The organism is Streptomyces sp. NPDC000410 (assembly GCF_040300305.1).
In the GTDB taxonomy this organism is placed as follows: Bacteria; Actinomycetota; Actinomycetes; order Streptomycetales; family Streptomycetaceae; genus Streptomyces.
Map to the genome: position 1 here is coordinate 71,618 of NZ_JBEPDM010000010.1, position 17,548 is coordinate 89,165.

At 72.2% G+C, this 17,548-nt stretch carries 16 protein-coding genes and 1 pseudogene; 6 read left to right on the top strand and 11 right to left on the bottom strand.

From position 1 onward, the window contains the following. The first annotated feature begins 7 nt into the window (after positions 1-7). Entirely contained in the window at positions 8-541 is a 534-nt protein-coding gene (locus tag ABT342_RS14465) for a hypothetical protein (protein ID WP_351572214.1), read from the top strand. A gap of 11 nt (positions 542-552) precedes the next feature. On the opposite strand, the gene ABT342_RS14470 is transcribed toward ABT342_RS14465, so the two are convergent. Continuing rightward, on the bottom strand, positions 553-765 hold the full coding sequence (locus ABT342_RS14470; RefSeq protein WP_351572217.1) for a hypothetical protein: 213 nt from the start codon (positions 763-765) through the stop codon (positions 553-555). Between the two features lie 103 nt (positions 766-868). On the opposite strand from ABT342_RS14470, the gene ABT342_RS14475 reads away from it, so the two are divergent. Both ABT342_RS14475 and ABT342_RS14480 read left to right on the top strand, forming a co-directional pair. Then, positions 869-2,110: a low temperature requirement protein A gene (locus ABT342_RS14475; RefSeq protein WP_351572220.1), complete on the top strand. Its 1,242-nt coding sequence runs from the start codon at positions 869-871 to the stop codon at positions 2,108-2,110. A gap of 219 nt (positions 2,111-2,329) precedes the next feature. Further along, a complete protein-coding gene (locus tag ABT342_RS14480) occupies positions 2,330-3,085 on the top strand; it encodes a DUF6227 family protein (RefSeq protein WP_351572223.1) in 756 nt (251 codons plus the stop codon). Between the two features lie 21 nt (positions 3,086-3,106). Here the strand turns inward: ABT342_RS14480 and ABT342_RS14485 are convergent, their stop codons facing one another. The 6 genes from ABT342_RS14485 to ABT342_RS14510 all read right to left on the bottom strand — a co-directional run bounded on the left by ABT342_RS14485 (position 3,107) and on the right by ABT342_RS14510 (position 9,831). After that, positions 3,107-3,727, bottom strand: a complete 621-nt coding sequence (locus ABT342_RS14485; protein WP_351572226.1) for a flavodoxin family protein — start codon at positions 3,725-3,727, stop codon at positions 3,107-3,109. Between the two features lie 141 nt (positions 3,728-3,868). Further along, the gene (locus ABT342_RS14490) at positions 3,869-4,303 is read right to left on the bottom strand and encodes a protein-tyrosine phosphatase family protein (RefSeq protein ID WP_351572229.1); all 435 of its coding nucleotides are present in this window, start codon (positions 4,301-4,303) and stop codon (positions 3,869-3,871) included. Between the two features lie 40 nt (positions 4,304-4,343). After that, the gene (locus tag ABT342_RS14495; protein ID WP_351572232.1) at positions 4,344-6,422 is read right to left on the bottom strand and encodes a PTS fructose transporter subunit IIABC; all 2,079 of its coding nucleotides are present in this window, start codon (positions 6,420-6,422) and stop codon (positions 4,344-4,346) included. Beyond that, on the bottom strand, positions 6,419-7,372 hold the full coding sequence (gene pfkB / locus ABT342_RS14500; protein WP_351572453.1) for a 1-phosphofructokinase: 954 nt from the start codon (positions 7,370-7,372) through the stop codon (positions 6,419-6,421). Before pfkB ends, ABT342_RS14495 begins: the two co-directional genes overlap by 4 nt. Further along, on the bottom strand, positions 7,372-8,133 hold the full coding sequence (locus tag ABT342_RS14505; protein WP_351572235.1) for a DeoR/GlpR family DNA-binding transcription regulator: 762 nt from the start codon (positions 8,131-8,133) through the stop codon (positions 7,372-7,374). The genes pfkB and ABT342_RS14505 overlap by 1 nt, the downstream gene beginning before the upstream one ends. Positions 8,134-8,397: 264 nt before the next feature. After that, complete coding sequence (locus tag ABT342_RS14510) at positions 8,398-9,831, bottom strand: MFS transporter (protein ID WP_351572456.1); 1,434 nt, start codon at positions 9,829-9,831, stop codon at positions 8,398-8,400. A gap of 201 nt (positions 9,832-10,032) precedes the next feature. On the opposite strand from ABT342_RS14510, the gene ABT342_RS14515 reads away from it, so the two are divergent. Continuing rightward, positions 10,033-11,004, top strand: a complete 972-nt coding sequence (locus tag ABT342_RS14515) for a helix-turn-helix transcriptional regulator (RefSeq protein ID WP_351572238.1) — start codon at positions 10,033-10,035, stop codon at positions 11,002-11,004. Between the two features lie 207 nt (positions 11,005-11,211). On the opposite strand, the gene ABT342_RS14520 is transcribed toward ABT342_RS14515, so the two are convergent. Next, on the bottom strand, positions 11,212-12,216 hold the full coding sequence (locus ABT342_RS14520) for a sigma-70 family RNA polymerase sigma factor (RefSeq protein WP_351572241.1): 1,005 nt from the start codon (positions 12,214-12,216) through the stop codon (positions 11,212-11,214). A gap of 358 nt (positions 12,217-12,574) precedes the next feature. Further along, the gene (locus ABT342_RS14525; protein WP_351572459.1) at positions 12,575-13,354 is read right to left on the bottom strand and encodes a dioxygenase family protein; all 780 of its coding nucleotides are present in this window, start codon (positions 13,352-13,354) and stop codon (positions 12,575-12,577) included. A gap of 113 nt (positions 13,355-13,467) precedes the next feature. Here ABT342_RS14525 and ABT342_RS14530 point away from each other — a divergent pair, with 113 nt between their 5' ends. Beyond that, on the top strand, positions 13,468-13,974 hold the full coding sequence (locus ABT342_RS14530; protein WP_351572244.1) for a MarR family winged helix-turn-helix transcriptional regulator: 507 nt from the start codon (positions 13,468-13,470) through the stop codon (positions 13,972-13,974). A 57-nt stretch (positions 13,975-14,031) separates the two neighbouring features. Here ABT342_RS14530 and ABT342_RS14535 read toward each other — a convergent pair. Beyond that, a pseudogene (locus ABT342_RS14535) lies at positions 14,032-14,295 on the bottom strand (SbtR family transcriptional regulator); the annotation flags it as partial. Positions 14,296-14,607: 312 nt separating this feature from the next. Here ABT342_RS14535 and ABT342_RS14540 point away from each other — a divergent pair. Then, a complete protein-coding gene (locus ABT342_RS14540) occupies positions 14,608-15,885 on the top strand; it encodes a M6 family metalloprotease domain-containing protein (RefSeq protein ID WP_351572247.1) in 1,278 nt (425 codons plus the stop codon). Here ABT342_RS14540 and ABT342_RS14545 read toward each other — a convergent pair. After that, positions 15,872-17,533, bottom strand: coding sequence for an AMP-binding protein (locus tag ABT342_RS14545; protein ID WP_351572250.1), 1,662 nt, complete (start codon positions 17,531-17,533; stop codon positions 15,872-15,874). The two genes, ABT342_RS14540 and ABT342_RS14545, sit on opposite strands and share 14 nt — an antisense overlap. Positions 17,534-17,548: the final 15 nt, after the last annotated feature.

The following is a 17,548-nucleotide window of genomic DNA, read 5'->3' on the forward strand; positions in this document are numbered from 1 at the left end:
CGGGGCGATGCCCCTGCCTGCGGTGGCGGCGCCGGAGCCGTGCGGGGTGCCGGCGTTCGCGCCGCTGCGCGTACGGGGCGGGTGGGGGCGATTTCGACTGCGGCGGGCGATGCGGCGCAGGCGGCGGGCTCTGGCGGCCGGGCTGGCGGTGACCGCCGCGGCGCTGGCCGCGTGGGGGGCGCGTGCGCCCGTCGGGGCGGCGCCCGCCCCGCACGGTGAACCGGTCGCGGTGCGGCAGCACCGGCCGAAGCCCGTCGAGATGGTGTCCGCTCCGGTGCGTATCGCGGACGCGGAGACGGTCCGGCTGCTGAGGCCCGGTGACCGGGTGGACGTGATCGCGGCCGCCGATTCCCCTACGGGCGCGGCCTCCGACGCGCGCGTCGTGGCGACCGGCGCCCGAGTGGCCGAAGTTCCCCGCGCCCGCGAGACGTTCCCGGAGGCGGGTGGCGGAGCGCTGATCGTCCTGTCGGTCCCGCGCCCCGTCGCGGCGGCGCTGGCCGGCGCGGGCACGACGTCCCGTCTGGCGGTGACGCTGTGCTGAGCCCGGTGGGTTCAGAGGTGGTGCGGGGGCTTCTCGTCGAGGAAGCGCGCGAGGTCGGCGGCGCTGTCACCGCTCGCCGCAGGCCGCTCGCCCCACCCGCGGTCCGTATCGTCCGAGGACTGCTGGTCCAGCGGATCTTCGAAGATCAGCGCCGGCGTGGCCGGAAGGGGCTGCTGCCGGGGCTCCTTCGTATCGCGCGGGCCGGGGGTGGGGGCGGTGCTCATGCCTCCAGCGTAAGGCGAGGGGTCCGGCGGGGACCACGGGGACCACTCTCGGACCGGCGCGAGCCTCGCGGCCCTCGCCCGTCCTCTCTGCTGTGCTGGTGGCATGACCTCCCCCTCCGCATCCGCCCCGGCCGCCTCGAACTCGGGCTCGGGTTCGGGCTCAGGAGTCCTGCGCCCGATGAGAGCGCGCCACCGCGACGAGGCGCACCGCGCCGCGACCCCGTTGGAACTGTTCTTCGATCTCTGTTTCGTCGTCGCCGTGGCCCAGGCCGGGATGCAGCTGGTCCACGCCATCGCCGAGAACCATGCCGCCGAGGGCGTCGCCAGCTACGCGATGGTGTTCTTCGCCATCTGGTGGGCCTGGATGAACTTCACCTGGTTCGCCTCCGCGTACGACACCGACGACGTGCCCTACCGTCTGGTGACGCTCGTCCAGATCGCGGGCGTGCTGATCCTGGCCGCCGGGGTGTCCCGGGCCTTCCTCCAGCAGGACTTCCTGGTGGTCTATATCGGCTACCTGGTGATGCGGCTGGCGCTCGTCGGGCAGTGGCTGAGGGCGGCGGCCTCGACGCGCGGCGCGGAGCGGAGGACGGCGCTGCGGTACGCGGTCGGGATCACCCTCTGCCAGGTGGGCTGGGTGGCACTGCTGATCGCGCCGGAGGGCACGCGGCCCTGGGTGTTCCTGGTGATGGCGGTCGCCGAGCTCGCCGTGCCGGTGATCGCGGAGCGTTCGATGGCCACCAGCTGGCACGCCCACCACATCGCCGAGCGCTACGGCCTGTTCACCATCATCGTGCTCGGCGAGACGATCCTGGCCTCGACGGTGGCGATGCGTTCGGCGCTCGACGAGAACGACGAGCTGGGGCGGCTGGCTCCGATCGCGGTGGGCGGGCTGCTGATCGTGTTCGCGGCCTGGTGGATCTACTTCGCCGTGCCCGCGCACGCCCGCCTCGCCTCCAACAGGGAGGCGTTCCTGTGGGGTTACGGCCACTACGTCATCTTCGCCTCCGCCGCGGCGATCGGCGCCGGCCTGGAGGTGTCGGTCGAGACGGCCGTCCACAAGTCCCATGTCTCCACGACCGTGGCGGCGGCCGCGGTCACCATCCCCGCGGCGGCGTTCCTGCTGACCGTATGGCTTCTGCACGCGCGCCACTTCAAGCGGGGCGTGGCGCAGCAGCTGACGCTGCCCGTCTCGGCACTGGCGGTCCTGGCCTGCACGTTCGCGGGCGAGTGGGCGGTGCTCGCGGCGGGGCTGGTGGCGGCGGCGACGGTGGCGGTGGGCGAGACCCTGGCACATCGCGGCCGGCCCCGGCCCGAGGCCGCCGCGATCAGCCGCACGGGGTGACCGACGGGCCGAGGAGGTACGGACCGACCGCCTGGCCGACGTACGGACTGACCGCTCGGCCGACGTACGGACTGGCCGACGGGACAAGGAAGTTGGGCTGCGTCCCGGGAACCTGCCCGATGCGCCGTTCGTTTTCCCGAACCCTGGACGCGATGTCCGACCCAGGGACTACGTTAAGCAGTCACCACGTGACTAGCGGCAACGGCCTGGAGATCCACTTTGAGCGATCCGTACGAGACAACCGAGACGCACCTCGAGCGGCTCATGGGTCGGGCACTCAACTCCTTCGACCTCCCCGACACCACGGTCGAGCGGCTCGAATCCGCCCTGGCGCATGCCAGTTCGCTGCATTCCTCGCACCACAGCGCGGCCCTGCACCGCGCGACGTACCGGCATACGTATCTCCTGCCGGACGGCTCCTCCATCACCCTCTGGGAGATCGTGCACAACACGGGACGGGACGGCGCCGACCAGCACGAGCTGTACGCGGAGGAGGCGGAGGCCCGGCTCGCGGCCTCCCGGCTGCCGGTGACCCCGGCGGAGCGCGCGGGCACCGGTCTCGGGCCCTGCCTCGACGACGACCTGGACACCGACCTGGAGCTGCTCGGCAGACTGCTGGCCACGCCCCCGGCCGTCCCACCGCGTACGTACGTCCCCGACGACTCGCCCGACCACGCCCGCCGCGTGCTCCGCCGCGCCGAGAACGCCGACCGGCCCGGCGAGGACACGGCACGCCGGCTGCGGTCGTCATTCGCCCATCACATCGGCCAGGCCTTCGGCCGCCAGTGCCTGGTCGACGGGAGGGACGCGGGCTTCACCCTCTACGAGCACGCGTTCCTGCTGCTCGACGGCACGGAACTGAGCCTGTGGGAGGTCGAGCACACGGCGACACCCGACGGCCGCCACATGTGCGAGGTGTACGTGGACGAGCGTTCCGCGCGCGAGGCGATGCAGCTCCGCGCGCGGGTCCGCTGAATCCCCGGGGGGTGCCGACGGCTACAGCTCCCCGGCCGCGCCCTCCTCGTAGGGGAACCGGGCGAGCGGGGCCTCGCGCTGGAAGAACGTCTTGGCACGTAGCGTCGCCCGCTCGTCGTCGCGCACCTGCCCGGGCCGGGATCCATTGCCGAACAGCACCCCGCCGAATCCCATCCGCAAGTACGCCGCCGTGTGGTTGAGGGTGGTCACCAGTCCGTCGGCGACGGCCTCGTCGTGGTCCGACATGACCGTCACCCCCCACAGGGTCCGGCCCGCCATCCGCTCCTTGAAGTCCAGGCCGGGCACCCCCAGCCAGCCCGACCAGTAGTCGAGGTAGCGCTTGGTGTGCGCGGAGAGGGTGTACCAGTACAGGGGCGAGGCGATGACGATGTCGGTGGCCTCCAGAGTGGCCTGCCGCAGAGTCTCCTCGCTCTCCCCGACCGGCCAGGTGCCGGTCTCGTGCCGCCCGTCCTGGAAGTCGGGCAACGGCAGCCGGGCCAGGTCCACCCAACGCTGCGGGACACCGGCGGGCAGCTGCTCGGCGGCGGCACGGGCCAGGATCTCGGTGTTGCCGTCGGGGCGGGCGCTGCCGAGGACGAAGAGGAACGAACGGTCCGTGTCACGGGTCGTGTCGGTGGTCATGTCTGCTCCGGTCTCGGCCCCCGAGCACGGGCACGAGGGGCCATGACGCCGACCGCCCACCGGGGGATCGGTGAGTTCCTCGCTTCCAACCCCCTTGCCCCGGGGGATATTCCGACAGGTGAGCGAGCCGCCGCGCGCCGGTCAGGGCTGAGCGAACCTCTGGACGAAGCGCCGCTGCCACGGAGTCTCCACGGCCCGGGGGTGGTAGTGCCTGCGGACGAAGGCCACGGCCCGGTCCGCCGGGACACCGTCCAGGACGGCCATGCATGCCAGAGCCGTCCCGGTCCGTCCGCGGCCACCGCCGCAGGCGACCTCCACGCGTTCGCTCGCCGCCCGGGCCAGGGCCTCCCTGAGTACGTCGAGGGCCTGCGAGCGGTCCTTGGGAAGCCGGAAGTCAGGCCAGGGCAGCCATCGGGCGTCCCACTCGGTCGGCGGTGGCTGCTTGCCCAGCAGATGGACCGCGAACGAGGGCGTCGGTCCGGAGGGAAGGGGGTACCGCAGCCCCCGTCCGCGCACCAGGACGCCTGAGGGGAGCCGCATGATTCCGGGGTCTGTCGCGCACCAGCTGTCCGCCATTCGCGCACTCTATCGACGCGTCGGCCGGGCTGCCCGGCTTTCAGACGGCCGCCGCCACCTCGGGCTTGCCGGCCGCCGCCGGGGTCTCCGGGGCGGCCGGCGGGGTCCTGCGCATGCCCTTGAGCAGGATGACCAGAGCGGCGCTGACCGCGGTACCGGCGAGGATCGCGACCAGGTAGAGGAACGGGTTGCCGATCAGCGGGACCACGAAGATGCCGCCGTGCGGTGCGCGCAGCGTGCATGCGAAGGCCATCGAGAGGCCTCCGGTGACCGCGCCGCCCACCATCACCGACGGAATGACCCGCAGCGGATCGGCCGCGGCGAACGGGATCGCGCCCTCGGTGATGAACGAAGCGCCCAGCACCCAGGCGGCCTTGCCGTTCTCCCGCTCGGCCTTGGTGAACAACTTCCCCCGCACGGTGGTCGCCAGGGCCATCGCCAGCGGCGGCACCATGCCCGCGGCCATCACGGCCGCCATGACCTTGAAGGAGCCTTCGGTGGCGGCAGCGAGACCGCCGACCGCGAAGGTGTACGCGACCTTGTTGAGCGGACCGCCCAGGTCGAAACACATCATCAGGCCGAGGATGACGCCGAGGATGATCGCGTTGGCGCCGCTGAGGCCGCCGAGCCAGTCGGTGAGGGCCCGCTGGAGCGTGGCGAGCGGTTTCCCGATCACCAGGAACATCAGGAAGCCGACGATGATGGAGGAGATCAGCGGGATCACCACGACGGGCATGATGCCGCGCAGCACGGCGGGCACTTTGACCTTCTGGATTCCCAGGACCACGGCGCCCGCGATGAGGCCGGCGACCAGGCCGCCGAGGAAGCCCGCCTTGATGGTGATCGCGATCGCGCCGCCGACGAAGCCCGGTACGAGGCCTGGGCGGTCGGCCATTCCGTACGCGATGTACCCGGCGAGTACGGGGATCAGGAAGCTGAACGCGAGCCCGCCGATCTGGAAGAGGAGCGCGGCCCAGCTGCTGTGGTCGCCCCAGGCGAAGACCTCGGCGACGGACTTGGCGTCGGCGATCTCGTAGCCGCCGATGGCGAAGCCGAGGGCGATGAGGAGACCGCCGGCGGCGACGAACGGGATCATGTAACTGACGCCGGACATCAGCCACTTGCGGAGTTTGGTGCCGTAGCCCTCTCCGGGCTCCCCGGCGCCCTCGACGGGCGTGGGCCGTACGGCGGCGGTCACTTCACCGCGCGCCGCTTCACCGTCCGCCGCTTCACCGCGGGCGGCCTTGTCCTGGACCTCGGCGATGAGTTCGGCGGCTCGGTTGATTCCGGCCTTGACGCCGACATCGACGGTGGGCTTCCCGGCGAACCGCTCCTTCTCCCGTACCGGCACGTCGTGCGCGAAGATCACGCCGTCCGCCGCCTCGACGACGGCCGGGTCGAGCCGGGTGAACCCGGCGGACCCCTGCGCCTCGACGGCGACCTCCACGCCCGCGGCGCCGGCGGCGCGCTCCAGGGACTCGGCGGCCATGTAGGTGTGGGCGATACCGGTGGGGCAGGAGGTGACGGCGACGATACGGAAGGGGCCGGGGCGCGGGCTTTCGGCCCCCGCCGCGTCGGCGGCCGCGACGCCCTCGGCCGGAGCCATACCCGCCGCATCAGCGACGACGCCCTCGGCCGGAGCACTCGGGGGCTGCGGCGCGAGCGCCTCGTCCGGTTCGATGTCGCCGCGGATCAGGGACGCGGCGGCGCCGTGGGAGGTGGTCGCCCGCAAGGCCGCCGTGAAGTCGTCGTTCATGAGGCGGCGGGCCAGGGCGGAGAGGATGGTGAGGTGGGCGTCGTCGGCGCCCGCGGGGGCGGCTATCAGGAAGATCAGGTCGGCCGGGCCGTCCGGGGCGCCGAAGTCGATGCCGGAGGGGGCGCGGCCGAAGGCCAGGGTCGGTTCCGCCACGTGCGCGCTACGGCAGTGCGGGATGCCGATGCCGCCGTCGAGGCCGGTCGGCATCTGGGCCTCGCGGGCGGCGACGTCGGCGAGGAAGCCGTCGAGGTCGGTGACACGGCCGAGGGCGAGCATGCGCTCGGCCAGCGAGCGGGCCGCCTCTTCCTTCGTCGGTGCGGCCAGGTCGAGGTCGACCAGGTCCGCGGTGATCATCTCGCTCATCGCGGGCTCCCTTGCTCCATCAGTGCGCGGTCCAGGGGGACGTCCGCGGTCACCAGGACCGCGGCGGGATCGAGGTCGGACGGCGTGGGCATCACGCTGCCCGGAAGTTGGACGGCGGCCGCGCCATGGGCCACCGCGGCGGCCAGGGCGTCCGGCCCCTCGCCGCCCGCCGCCAGGAAGCCGGCCAGGGAGGCGTCCCCCGCGCCGACGTTGCTGCGGACGACGGGGACGGGGGCGCTCGCGAACCACACCCCCGCGGCGGACACCAGCAGCTGGCCGTCCGCCCCCAGGCTCGCCAGCACCGCCCCCGCCCCGAGTGCCCGCAGCTCCTCCGCCGCCTTCGCCGCGTCGCCGACCGTCGCGAGCGGCCGCCCCACCGCCCCGGCCAGTTCGTCCGTGTTCGGCTTGACGACGTCCGGGTGGCCCGCGAGCGCCGCGAGGAGCGCCGGGCCGGAGGTGTCGAGGGCGATCCGGGCGCCCGACGCGTGCGCCCGGGTCACCAGCTCCGCGTACCAGGAGGGCGCGAGGCCCCTCGGCAGGCTGCCGCAGCACGCGATCCAGGACGCGGAGGGCGCATGGGCGGAGACGGCCGCGAGCAGGGACCGGGACTCCGAAGGGGACAGCAGGGGGCCGGGCGCGTTGATCTTCGTCAGGGTGCCGTCCGGCTCCGCCAGCGCGATGTTCGACCGGGTCGCGCCCGCGACCGGGACCGGCGCCACCTCGATCCCCTCCCCCGCCAGCAGCTCGGCGACCAGCGTGCCCGGCGCGCCGCCGAGCGGCATCACCGCGACCGTGCGGTGCCCGGCCGCCGCGACCGCCCGGGAGACGTTGACGCCCTTGCCGCCGGGGTCCATGCGTTCGCCGGTGGCCCGGAGCACTTCACCGCGCTCCAGGTCCGGGATCTCGTACGTCCGGTCCAGCGAGGGGTTCGGGGTGACGGTGAGCAGCATCATGTGCGTACGACTTCCGTACCCGCGGCCTCGATGGCCGCGGCGTCCTCGGGGCTGAGCCCGCTGTCGGTGATGAGCAGGTCGACATCGGCGAGGCCGGCGAACCGCGCGAAGTGCTCCTGCCCGTACTTCGCCGAGTCGGCCAGCAGCACCACCCGCCGCGCCGCCGCGACGAGCGCCCGCTTCACGGCGGCCTCGGCGAGATCGGGGGTGGTCAGACCGTCGCCCGCCGAGAAGCCGTTCGTGCCGAGGAAGACGACGTCGGCGCGGATCTCCCCGTACGCCCGCAGCGCCCACGCGTCGACGGCGGCGCGCGTACGGTGCCGGACCCGGCCGCCCACCAGGTGCAGATCGATGCCGGGGTGGTCGGCGAGCCGCGCGGCGGCGGGCAGCGCGTGGGTGACGACGGTGAGCGAGCAGTCCAGCGGGAACGCCGCCGCCAGCCGCGCCACCGTGGAGCCCGCGTCGAGGATGACGCTGCCCTCCCCCGGCAGCTCGGCGAGTGCGGCCCGCGCGATGCGGTCCTTCTCGTCGGCGGCGGTGGACTCCCGCTCGGCGAGGTCCGGTTCGAAGTCGAGCCGGCCGGCCGGGATGGCCCCGCCGTGCACCCGGCGTACGAGTCCGGCCCGGTCCAGGGACTTGAGGTCGCGCCGGATGGTCTCGGCGGTGACCTGGAACTCGTCGGCGAGGGACAGCACCTCGACCCGTCCGCCCTCGCGGGCGAGGCGAAGGATCTGCTGCTGGCGCTCCGGTGCGTACATGTGGGTTTACGTCCATTTCATGCCCGAACCTGTGGTTTCACCGTCAGGCTACGCCCCAATATCCGCAAAGTAAACAGAATCGGGCACCAGCGGGCATGAAACGGGCAGCGCACACGAAAGGGCGGAAGAACAGCGGAAGAACATCGGACACTAGAAGGGGCGTGAACAGCGGGAACACGTGGGCGCAAAAGGGCGGAGGCCCGGCCGGGAAGACTTCCCCGGCCGGGCCTCCGCGAGTGACACGCGGGACACGGGCTCAGCGCGTCAGTGCGCCAGCACCGGCTCCCGCTCCTCCTCCGCCTCGACGCCCGCGGCCTCCATGTGCTGCTTCGGCCGCCCCGGCAGCGCGAACATCACCAGGAAGATCACCGCCAGCACCGCCACCACCCACCACAGCGCGTTCTGGAACGCCTCCACGTAGGCAGCCCCCACGGCGGCCGGCGCGAGCGGCTCGTCGATCGCCCCGAAGAAGACGACCGAGACCAGCCCGAGCCCCAGCGCGTTGCCCATCTGGCCGGTGGTGTTGATCAGCCCGGACGCCGAACCGGCATGCTCGCGCGGCACATCGGACAGCACCGCGTCCGTCAGCGGCGCCACGATCAGCCCCATCCCGACACCCATGATCACCAGGGGCGCAGCCATCTGCCAGGAGCTGATCTCCGTGCCGTACCGCCCGGCCGCCCAGAGGTAGAGCAGCAGCCCGGCCGCCATGGTCAGCGCCCCCGCCTGGAGCACCTTGCGCCCGAAGCGCGGCACCAGCTTCTGTACGGACAGCCCGGCCGCCACCGACACCGCGATCGAGAACGGCACGCCGGTCAGACCCGCGTGCAGCGGGCTCCAGCCGAGCCCGCCCTGCATGTACAGCGTCCAGACCAGGAAGAAGATGCCGAGGACCACACCGAAGGTCAGCTGGACGGCGATACCGGCGGCGAAGCTCTTGACCCGGAACAGCGACAGCTCGACGAGCGGGGAGCCGTCGCGCCGCGTCTTGTACCTCTCGTACACCACGAACAGCGCGAACACGACCGGGCTCGCCGCCATGCAGAGGTGGCCCCACAGCGGCCAGTCCAGCTCACGGCCGCGCGTGAGCGGGTAGATCAGCATCAGCAGTCCGAGCGTGACGAGCGCGACGCCGACCAGGTCGAGGCGGAGCGCCTTCTCGGCGCGGGACTCGGAGATGAACTTCCGGCCGAGGATCACCCCCGCGATGCCGACGGGCAGGTTGATCAGGAAGATCGGGCGCCATTCCAGCCCGAACAGATTCCACTCGGTGAGCAGCGCGCCCAGCAGCGGACCCGTTACGGCCCCGAGTCCGACGACCGCGCCGAACATCCCGAAGACCTTGCCGCGCTCGTGCGCCGGGAAGGTGACGTGGATGATCGCCAGGACCTGCGGCACCATCATCGCGGCCATCGCTCCCTGGAGCAGTCGCGAGGCGACCAGCATGTCCGGGTTCGCGGCGAAACCGCACAGCGCGGAGGCGATGGTGAAACCGGTGATACCGATCAGGAAGAGCCGCCTGCGGCCGTAGATGTCGCCGAGCCGTCCCCCCGTGATCAGGCCTGCGGCGAACGCGAGCGCGTAGCCTGCGGTGATCCACTGGATCGCACCGAACGTCGCACCGAGATCGCGTTCGATCGACGAGATCGCGATGTTCACGATCGTCACGTCGACCAGGTCCATGAAGGCCGCCGTCATCACGATGGCCAGGGCTATCCAGCGGCGCCGGTCGGCGCCGGACGAAGGATCGGGGGGCGTGTCCAGTACGGGGTCCGGTACGGAGTCCGCCACCGGGCCCGCTACGGGGCCCGCGGGGTCGCGGTCGTGGGAGCTCATGCGGAAGAAGTTAGAGGCCATATAGGCCAGCTCGTGTCCTAGAACGCTGGCACTGTGAGAGGTATGACAGACACCCCGGCACGACTGCTGAATCTGCTGTCCCTCCTCCAGACCCCTCGCGAGTGGCCGGGCAGCGAACTCGCCGAGCGCCTCCAGGTCAGCCCCCGCACGATCCGCCGCGACATCGACCGGCTGCGCGACCTCGGGTATCCGGTCGAGGCGACCAGAGGCGCGGTCGGCGGGTACCGGCTGGTCGCGGGCGCGGCGATGCCGCCGCTGCTCCTCGACGACGAGGAGGCCGTCGCCATCGCGGTGGGGCTGCGGGCGGGGGCCGGCCACGCCATCGAGGGCGTCGACGAGGCGTCCGTACGGGCGCTGGCCAAATTGGAGCAGGTGCTGCCGTCCCGGCTGCGGCACCGGGTCTCCACCCTCCAGAACGCGACGATCCCGCTCACGCGCGGCGACGGCGCGACCGTCGATCCGCACACGCTCACCGCGATCGCCGCGACCGTCACGGGCCGGGAGCGGCTGCGCTTCGGCTACCGCAGCGGCGACGGTACGGAGACGAAACGGCAGGTCGAGCCCTACCGGCTGGTCTCCACGGGGCGGCGGTGGTACCTGGTGGCGTACGACATCGGGCGTGAGGACTGGCGTACGTTCCGGGTCGACCGGGTCAGCGAGCCGTTCCCGACCGGCGCCCGCTTCGCACCCCGCGAGCTGCCGACGGGCGGGAACGCGGCGGAGTTCCTGTCGCAGCGCATGCGCACGCACCGCAACCTGCCGGAGCTCCCGCTGGACGTGAGCTTCGAGGCCCCGGTGGAGTTCGTGGCCTCCCGGCTGCCGGGCTACCTCGGCGCACCCGAGCCGACGGGCCCGGACAGCTGCCGACTGCGGACCTTGGCGCATGACTCGCTGGAGTGGATCGCCGTACGACTGGCCCTGGTCGACTGCGAGTTCACCGTCCACAGCCCGCAGCCGCTGACCGACTACCTCACGGACCTGGGCGCCCGCCTGACCCGCGCGGCGAGCGCGTAAGGGACCCGGGCGCACGTCCGTCGGGCGCGCACGCGGGCACACACGCCGGGCGCGCGGGTCGGTTACGCAGGCCGAGCGCGCGGGTCGGTTACGCGGGCCGGGCTCCTACGTCGGGGGTGCGTGCGCGTAAAGGACCCCGACACCAGGGGGGGAAGGGTGCCGGGGTCCGCTCGGGGGGTGCGGCCGCACCGGGACCGCACCCGACGGTTACGCCGCCTCGTCGAAGCCCGTGTCGCGGGCCATCCGCTTCAGCTCCAGCAGCGCGTGCTTCTCGATCTGGCGGATACGCTCACGCGTCAGGCCGTGCTCCTTGCCGACCTCGGTCAGCGTGCGCTCGCGGCCGTCCTCGATGCCGTACCGCATCCGAATGATCGACGCGGTGCGGTGGTCGAGCTTGTCGATGAGGTCGTCGAGCTCCTCGCTGCGCAGCAGCGACATGACGGACTGCTCCGGCGACACCGCGGAGGTGTCCTCCAGGAGATCGCCGAACTGCGTCTCGCCGTTGTCGTCCACCGACATGTTCAGCGAGACCGGGTCGCGCGCCCAGTCGAGCACGTCGATGACCCGCTCCGGCGTCGAGCTCAGCTCCGCCGCCACCTCGGTCGGCTCCGGCTCGCGCCCGTGCTCGCGGTTGAACTCGCGCTGCACACGACGGATCCGGCCCAGCTCCTCCACCAGGTGGACGGGCAGCCGGATCGTGCGGGACTGGTCGGCTATGGAGCGCGTGATGGCCTGGCGGATCCACCAGGTCGCGTACGTCGAGAACTTGAAGCCCTTGGCGTAGTCGAACTTCTCCACCGCGCGCACCAGGCCGGCGTTGCCCTCCTGGATCAGGTCCAGCAGAGGCAGTCCGCTGCGCGGATAGCGGCGCGCGACAGCCACCACCAGGCGGAGGTTCGACTTGATGAAGATGTCCTTGGCGCGCTCCCCCTCGGCGACCAGCGCCTCCAGCTCCTCGCGCGTGGCGCCGCCCGCGTCGCTCTCTATCTCTCCGTCGAGGATCTGGCGGGCGTACACACCCGCTTCTATGGTCTGGGAGAGCTCGACCTCCTTGGCGGCGTCGAGCAGCGGCGTGCGCGCGATCTCGTCGAGATACATCCCGACCAGGTCCCGGTCGGCGATCTCCCCGCTCGCCACGCGCGCACTGCTTGCCCCATCGGCCCCGGTCCCACCGGCGGCGGACTTACGACGGGCGACGGCACGGGTTGCCATGCGTGCTCCCTTGCTGAGTAGGTCGCGACACCCTTCAGGGTCTTCCAGGTGCCCTGCATCCGACGGAAACAACGACTGGAAACCGGACAGAATTCCCACGCGGTACATAGTTTTTTGTGATCTTGCAGTATCCTGCGCCGCCACGACACCGGGACGGCCCTGTCCACGCCCGCAGAGGTGCAGGTCAGCGCCGACGTGGACGGCCGCCCTCAGAGCCTGTGACACCTGCGAAGACGCCGCGCGCGTCACCCTGGTTGCTCAGGGCCCGCCTTTCGGATCACGTTCCGGCCGGACCGGCCCCCGAGCCCCGGCCGAACGGACGAACGGAACCGCGCCCGGACCGCGCCCGCACCGCGCCCTAGCCGAACTGGACCGACCGCTTCGCCAGCCCCATCCAGAAGCCGTCGATGACACTGCGCCCCCGCCCCAGCTCCCCGGCGGACTCGGCCGCCCCCAGCGTGACGAACAGCGGCGCGAAGTGCTCCGTGCGCGGATGCGCGAGTTTCCCCGCGGGCGCCTTGTGCTCGAAGTCCAGCAGCGCGTCCACATCGGCGGCGGCCAGCGCCTCACCGCCCCAGGCGTCGAAGTCCGCCGACCAGCCCGGCACACCCGGATGCCGCAGCGCCGCCAGATTGTGGGTGAAGAACCCGCTGCCGACGATCAGCACGCCCTCGTCGCGCAGCGGCGCGAGCTTGCGCCCGATCTCCATCAGCCGCCGCGGGTCGAGCGTCGGCAGGGAGATCTGGAGTACGGGAACGTCGGCGTCCGGGAACATCTCGACGAGCGGGACGTACGCACCGTGGTCGAGACCGCGGTCCGGGATGTCCTGCACGGGCATGCCGGGGGCGCGCAGCAGCTTGCGTACGGACTCGGCGAGCGCGGGCGCGCCCGGGGCGCCGTACCGGACCCGGTAGTAGTGCCCCGGGAAGCCCCAGAAGTCGTACACCAGTGGCACTGTCCGCGTGGCGCCGAGCGCGAGCGGGGCCTCCTCCCAGTGGGCGGAGACCATCAGGATCGCCTTGGGGCGTGGCAGCCGCGCCGACCAGGCGGCGAGTTCGCCCGGCCAGACCGGGTCGTCGGCGAGCGGCGGGGCGCCGTGCGAGAGATAGAGGGCGGGCATCCGCTCCGTCACGGCCATGTCGTCCACGGGAGCCTCCCGGATCACGAGATCTTGAACATTCAAGTTCCAATCTCGGATGACTTTAGGCCAATCTAGTTCAATGTTCAAGGATGGGCTCGTAGAGTGGATACATGAATACGGCACCGAGTGCGGGTGATCCCCGCTGGCTCAGCGACGAGGAGCAGCGCGTATGGCGCTCCTACCTCCACGCCACCACCCTCCTCGAGGACAGTCTCGACCGTCAGCTCCAACGCGACGCCGGGATGCCGCACATCTACTACGGCCTGCTCGTCCAGCTCGCCGAGGCGCCCCGCCACCGCCTGCGGATGACGGAGCTGGCCAAGGACGCCAAGATCACCCGGTCCCGGCTCTCGCACGCGATCGCCCGGCTGGAGAAGAACGGCTGGGTGCGCCGCGAGGACTGCCCCTCCGACAAACGCGGACAGAACGCGTGCCTCACCGACGAGGGGTACGAGGTGCTGCAGAAGGCGGCGCCCGGCCATGTCTCCGCCGTACGCGAGGCGATCTTCGACCGGCTCAGCCCCGAACAGGTGCGCCAGCTCGGCGAGATCACCCGCATCATGGCCGAGGGCCTCCAGCCGGACGGCACCGGCGCGGACCTGCCCTGGCTGCGCTGAGCACGCGCGAGCACGTACGCGAGCAGGGGAGTACGCAAGCACGGGAGGGCCCGCCGCTCACGGCGTACGGCGCCGCAGGTCCTCCAAGGTCGTCGCCGCCCCGGGCAGTGCGGAGCGCGCGGGCGCTTCGAGTCCGTCGAGGAACAGCTGCAGATGCCGGTGCGTGAACCGGTCGACGCCCGGGCCACCGATACCGGGCAGCGGCCGGGTGAGCTGGGAGAGGGCGACCAGCAGGTCTCCGACGGCGACGTCGGCCCGGAGCCGGCCCGCCGCTCGCCCGCGCTCCATGAGGCCCGCCACGGCCTCTTCGAGCCGGTCCGCGCCGGCGCGCGGCCGGGGAGCGCGGCGCGGTGCGGTGACACCGTTCGCGTCGCCGGTGGTGCTCACAGCTCCCCCTCCGATTTCCTGCCCGGGACCACTCCCCGGCTGTCGCGGAAACCGTTGCAAACGGGGACCTGGCCCGCGGCCATTTCCGAAAGGAGCAAAGGCGCCACGTGACCTGGGTCACATCCACCGACCCGCCGCGTCCCACGATCGGCTCACCCGGCGCGCGCCCAACGACCCCTCGCCACAGGCTGATCGAACGGAGCGCAGCCGAGGACCGGCCGGCTGCCGCGGACCGAAGGCGACCGCATGCCGCAGACCCGCCACCGGATACGCAGACCGGGCAGACCCGGCACCCTCGGCGCCCTCGCCGCGATCGCCCTCGCCGCCCTCACCTCGGCGAGCTCGACCCTCCCCGTCCCCTCGGGGGCCTCGGGGGGTCCGGTGGCGGCGGCCGACGAAGCGGAGGTCAGCCCGTGCCGCATCGCGACCACCATGGGCGTACAGATGTCGGAAGGCATGCCGACCTCACCCGACTACGCCCGCTCCACCGGCGAGGTCAAAGCCCTCAACATCATGATCGACTTCCCTGACGCGCAGGGCGAGGGGACGGCGCTGGACCGGTACGGGGAGTTCTTCCCGCAGAGCCAGGAGTGGTTCGCCACCAGCTCGTACGGCCGCCTCAGCTACCGCCCGGAAGCCCCGCTGACGGACTGGCTGCGCATGCCGATGCCGTTCTCGGCGTACGGCATAGAACGCGGTTCGCCGTACGAACCCGGCTACCGCCGGCTCGTGCAGGACATCGTGGCCGCCGCCGACCCGCACGTCGACTTCAGCGCGTACGACCTGGTCAACGTCCTGGTCACACCGAACGCCGGCCCCTCCGCGCTGGACACTGTCCTGTCGGTGACGTTCTCCGGAAACCCGGACGCGCCGTACGCGGACGGCGTGCCGCTCGCGAACACGTCGTTCGTCTACAGCCGCCAGGACGACGGTTCCGGCTCCTACGCCGAGACCGGCTACCGGGTGCTCCCGCACGAGAACGGCCATGTCTTCGGCCTGCCCGACCTCTACACCTCGGAGGGCGGCGGCGCGGTCGGCCACTGGGACATCATGTCCGAGGACTGGGGCGCCAACAACGACCTGCTCGGCTGGCACAAGTGGAAGCTCGGCTGGCTCGACAGCGGACAGATCGGCTGCGCGTCCGTCACCGGCACGCGCGATTTCGACCTGACCCCGCTGGCCCGCTCCGGCGGCCGCAAGCTGATCTTCGTGCCGATCAGCCCCGACGCGGGCTACGCGGCGGAGGTGCGCACCCGCGAGGGCAACGACGAGGCCGTCTGCGAGCCCGGCGTTCTCATCTACCGGGTCGAGACGGACATCGACACAGGTCAGGGCCCCGTACTGGTCTCCGACAGCGACAAGGACAGCGGCGGCTGCACCCGGCTGCCCAATGTGCACGCCGAGCTGTCCGACGCCCCGTACCGGCCGGGCGAGACGTTCGCCGACGACCGCAACGGGATCCGGATCAGCGTGCTGTCCGAAGGCGCGGAAGGCACCTACCGGGTACGCGTCACCCGTTCCTGAGCCCGTTCCCGAACCCGTCCCTCAGCTCCCGCTTGAGGATCTTCCCGGTGGGATTGCGGGGCAGCGGCTCGTCGCGTACGACGACATGGGCGGGCACCTTGAAGGCGGCGAGATTCCTGCCGACATGCGCGCGCAGCTCCTCGACGGTGACGTTCGCACCGGGCCGCGGCTGCACCACAGCGGCGACCTCCTCCCCCAGGACGGGGTGCGGGATGCCCAGGACGGCCGCGTCGGCCACGTCCGGATGACCGTGGAGCGCGGCCTCGACCTCGACGCAGTACACGTTCTCGCCGCCGCGGATGACCATGTCCTTGATCCGGTCGACGACGGTGACCCGCCCGTCCCGTACGGTCGCGAGGTCGCCGGTCCTGAACCAGCCGTCCTCGGTGAACGCGGCCGCGGTGGCCTCGGGATCGCGCCAGTACCCCCGGACGAGCGCCTGCCCCCGCAGCCACAGCTCGCCGGTCTCCCCCTCGGGCAGCGCCTCACCGCCGGGTCCGGCGATCCGCACCTCGGTCGCCGGGGTCGGCCGCCCGGCGCTCTCGGGAAACTCCCGGTACTCCGCCCCGAAGTTGGCCGTCACACCGCCGCTGGTCTCGGTCAGCCCGTAGCCGTTGCGCGGCTCTATCCGCTGCCCGTAGCGGGCGGTGAGCCGGCCGACGAGCCGGGGCGGCGCGGGGGCGCCTCCGGTGTTCAGATGCGTGAGCGTCTCCAGCTCCGCGCCCGTCCGCTCCGCCGCGTCGAGCAGCTGGAGCGCGGTCGTGGGCACCCCGGAGTAGTGCGTGACGCGGTGCTCCTCGATCAGCGCGAGGGCCGCGTCGGCGTCCCACTTCCGCATGAGGACGAGCGTCCCGCCGACCGCCATCACCGAGTACAGCGTCGTGAACGCCGCCACATGGAAGAACGGAAACGTCATGAGGGTCACCGGCGCGGCCCCCTGCCCGGGAATCACCCCTCGCCCGAGCGCCGACGCCGCCGCCGTGTACCGCGGATTCATCGCGGCCCCGGCCTGCGCGAGCTGCGTGGCCACGGCACCCTTGGGCCGCCCCGTCGTCCCGGACGTATAGATGATCGTGGCGTCGTCCTCGGCCCGCACGTCCACATCGGGCGGCGCCACACCCGGCTCCGGCGCGGGCAGGTCCTCGTACCGTACGACGCCTTCCTCGCCGGCCCCCTCGTGATGGAACACCACCACCGGGACCCCCCGCCCCCGCGCCCACCCGCGCACCCGCCCCAGCCGCTCCCCGTCGACCAGCAGCACGCGCGGCTCGCAGTCGTCGAGGGCGTACGTGAACTCCTCCTCGGTCCACCACGCGTTGAGCGGCACCGCCACCAGCCCGGCCAGCTGCGCCGCCCAGAACGCGATCTGCCACTCGGGGTGGTTCCGCATCCCCACGACGGCCCGGTCACCGGGCCGCAGCCCGTAATCCTCGACGAACCGCCGCGCCAGCGCGCAGGCGGCCGAGAAGAACTCCCCGTACGTGTACGCCCCCGACCCGCCCACCAGAAACGGCCGCTCCCCGAACGCCCACGTCGCCTCGACGAACTCCCGCAGGGTGCGCGGCCCGGACACGTACACCCCGTCGACAACGGCGAAGGGCGCCCCGTCGGCGGTGAGGGAATCCCGGACTTCGGCGGGGTGCGGCACGGCTCGCCCCTCTCT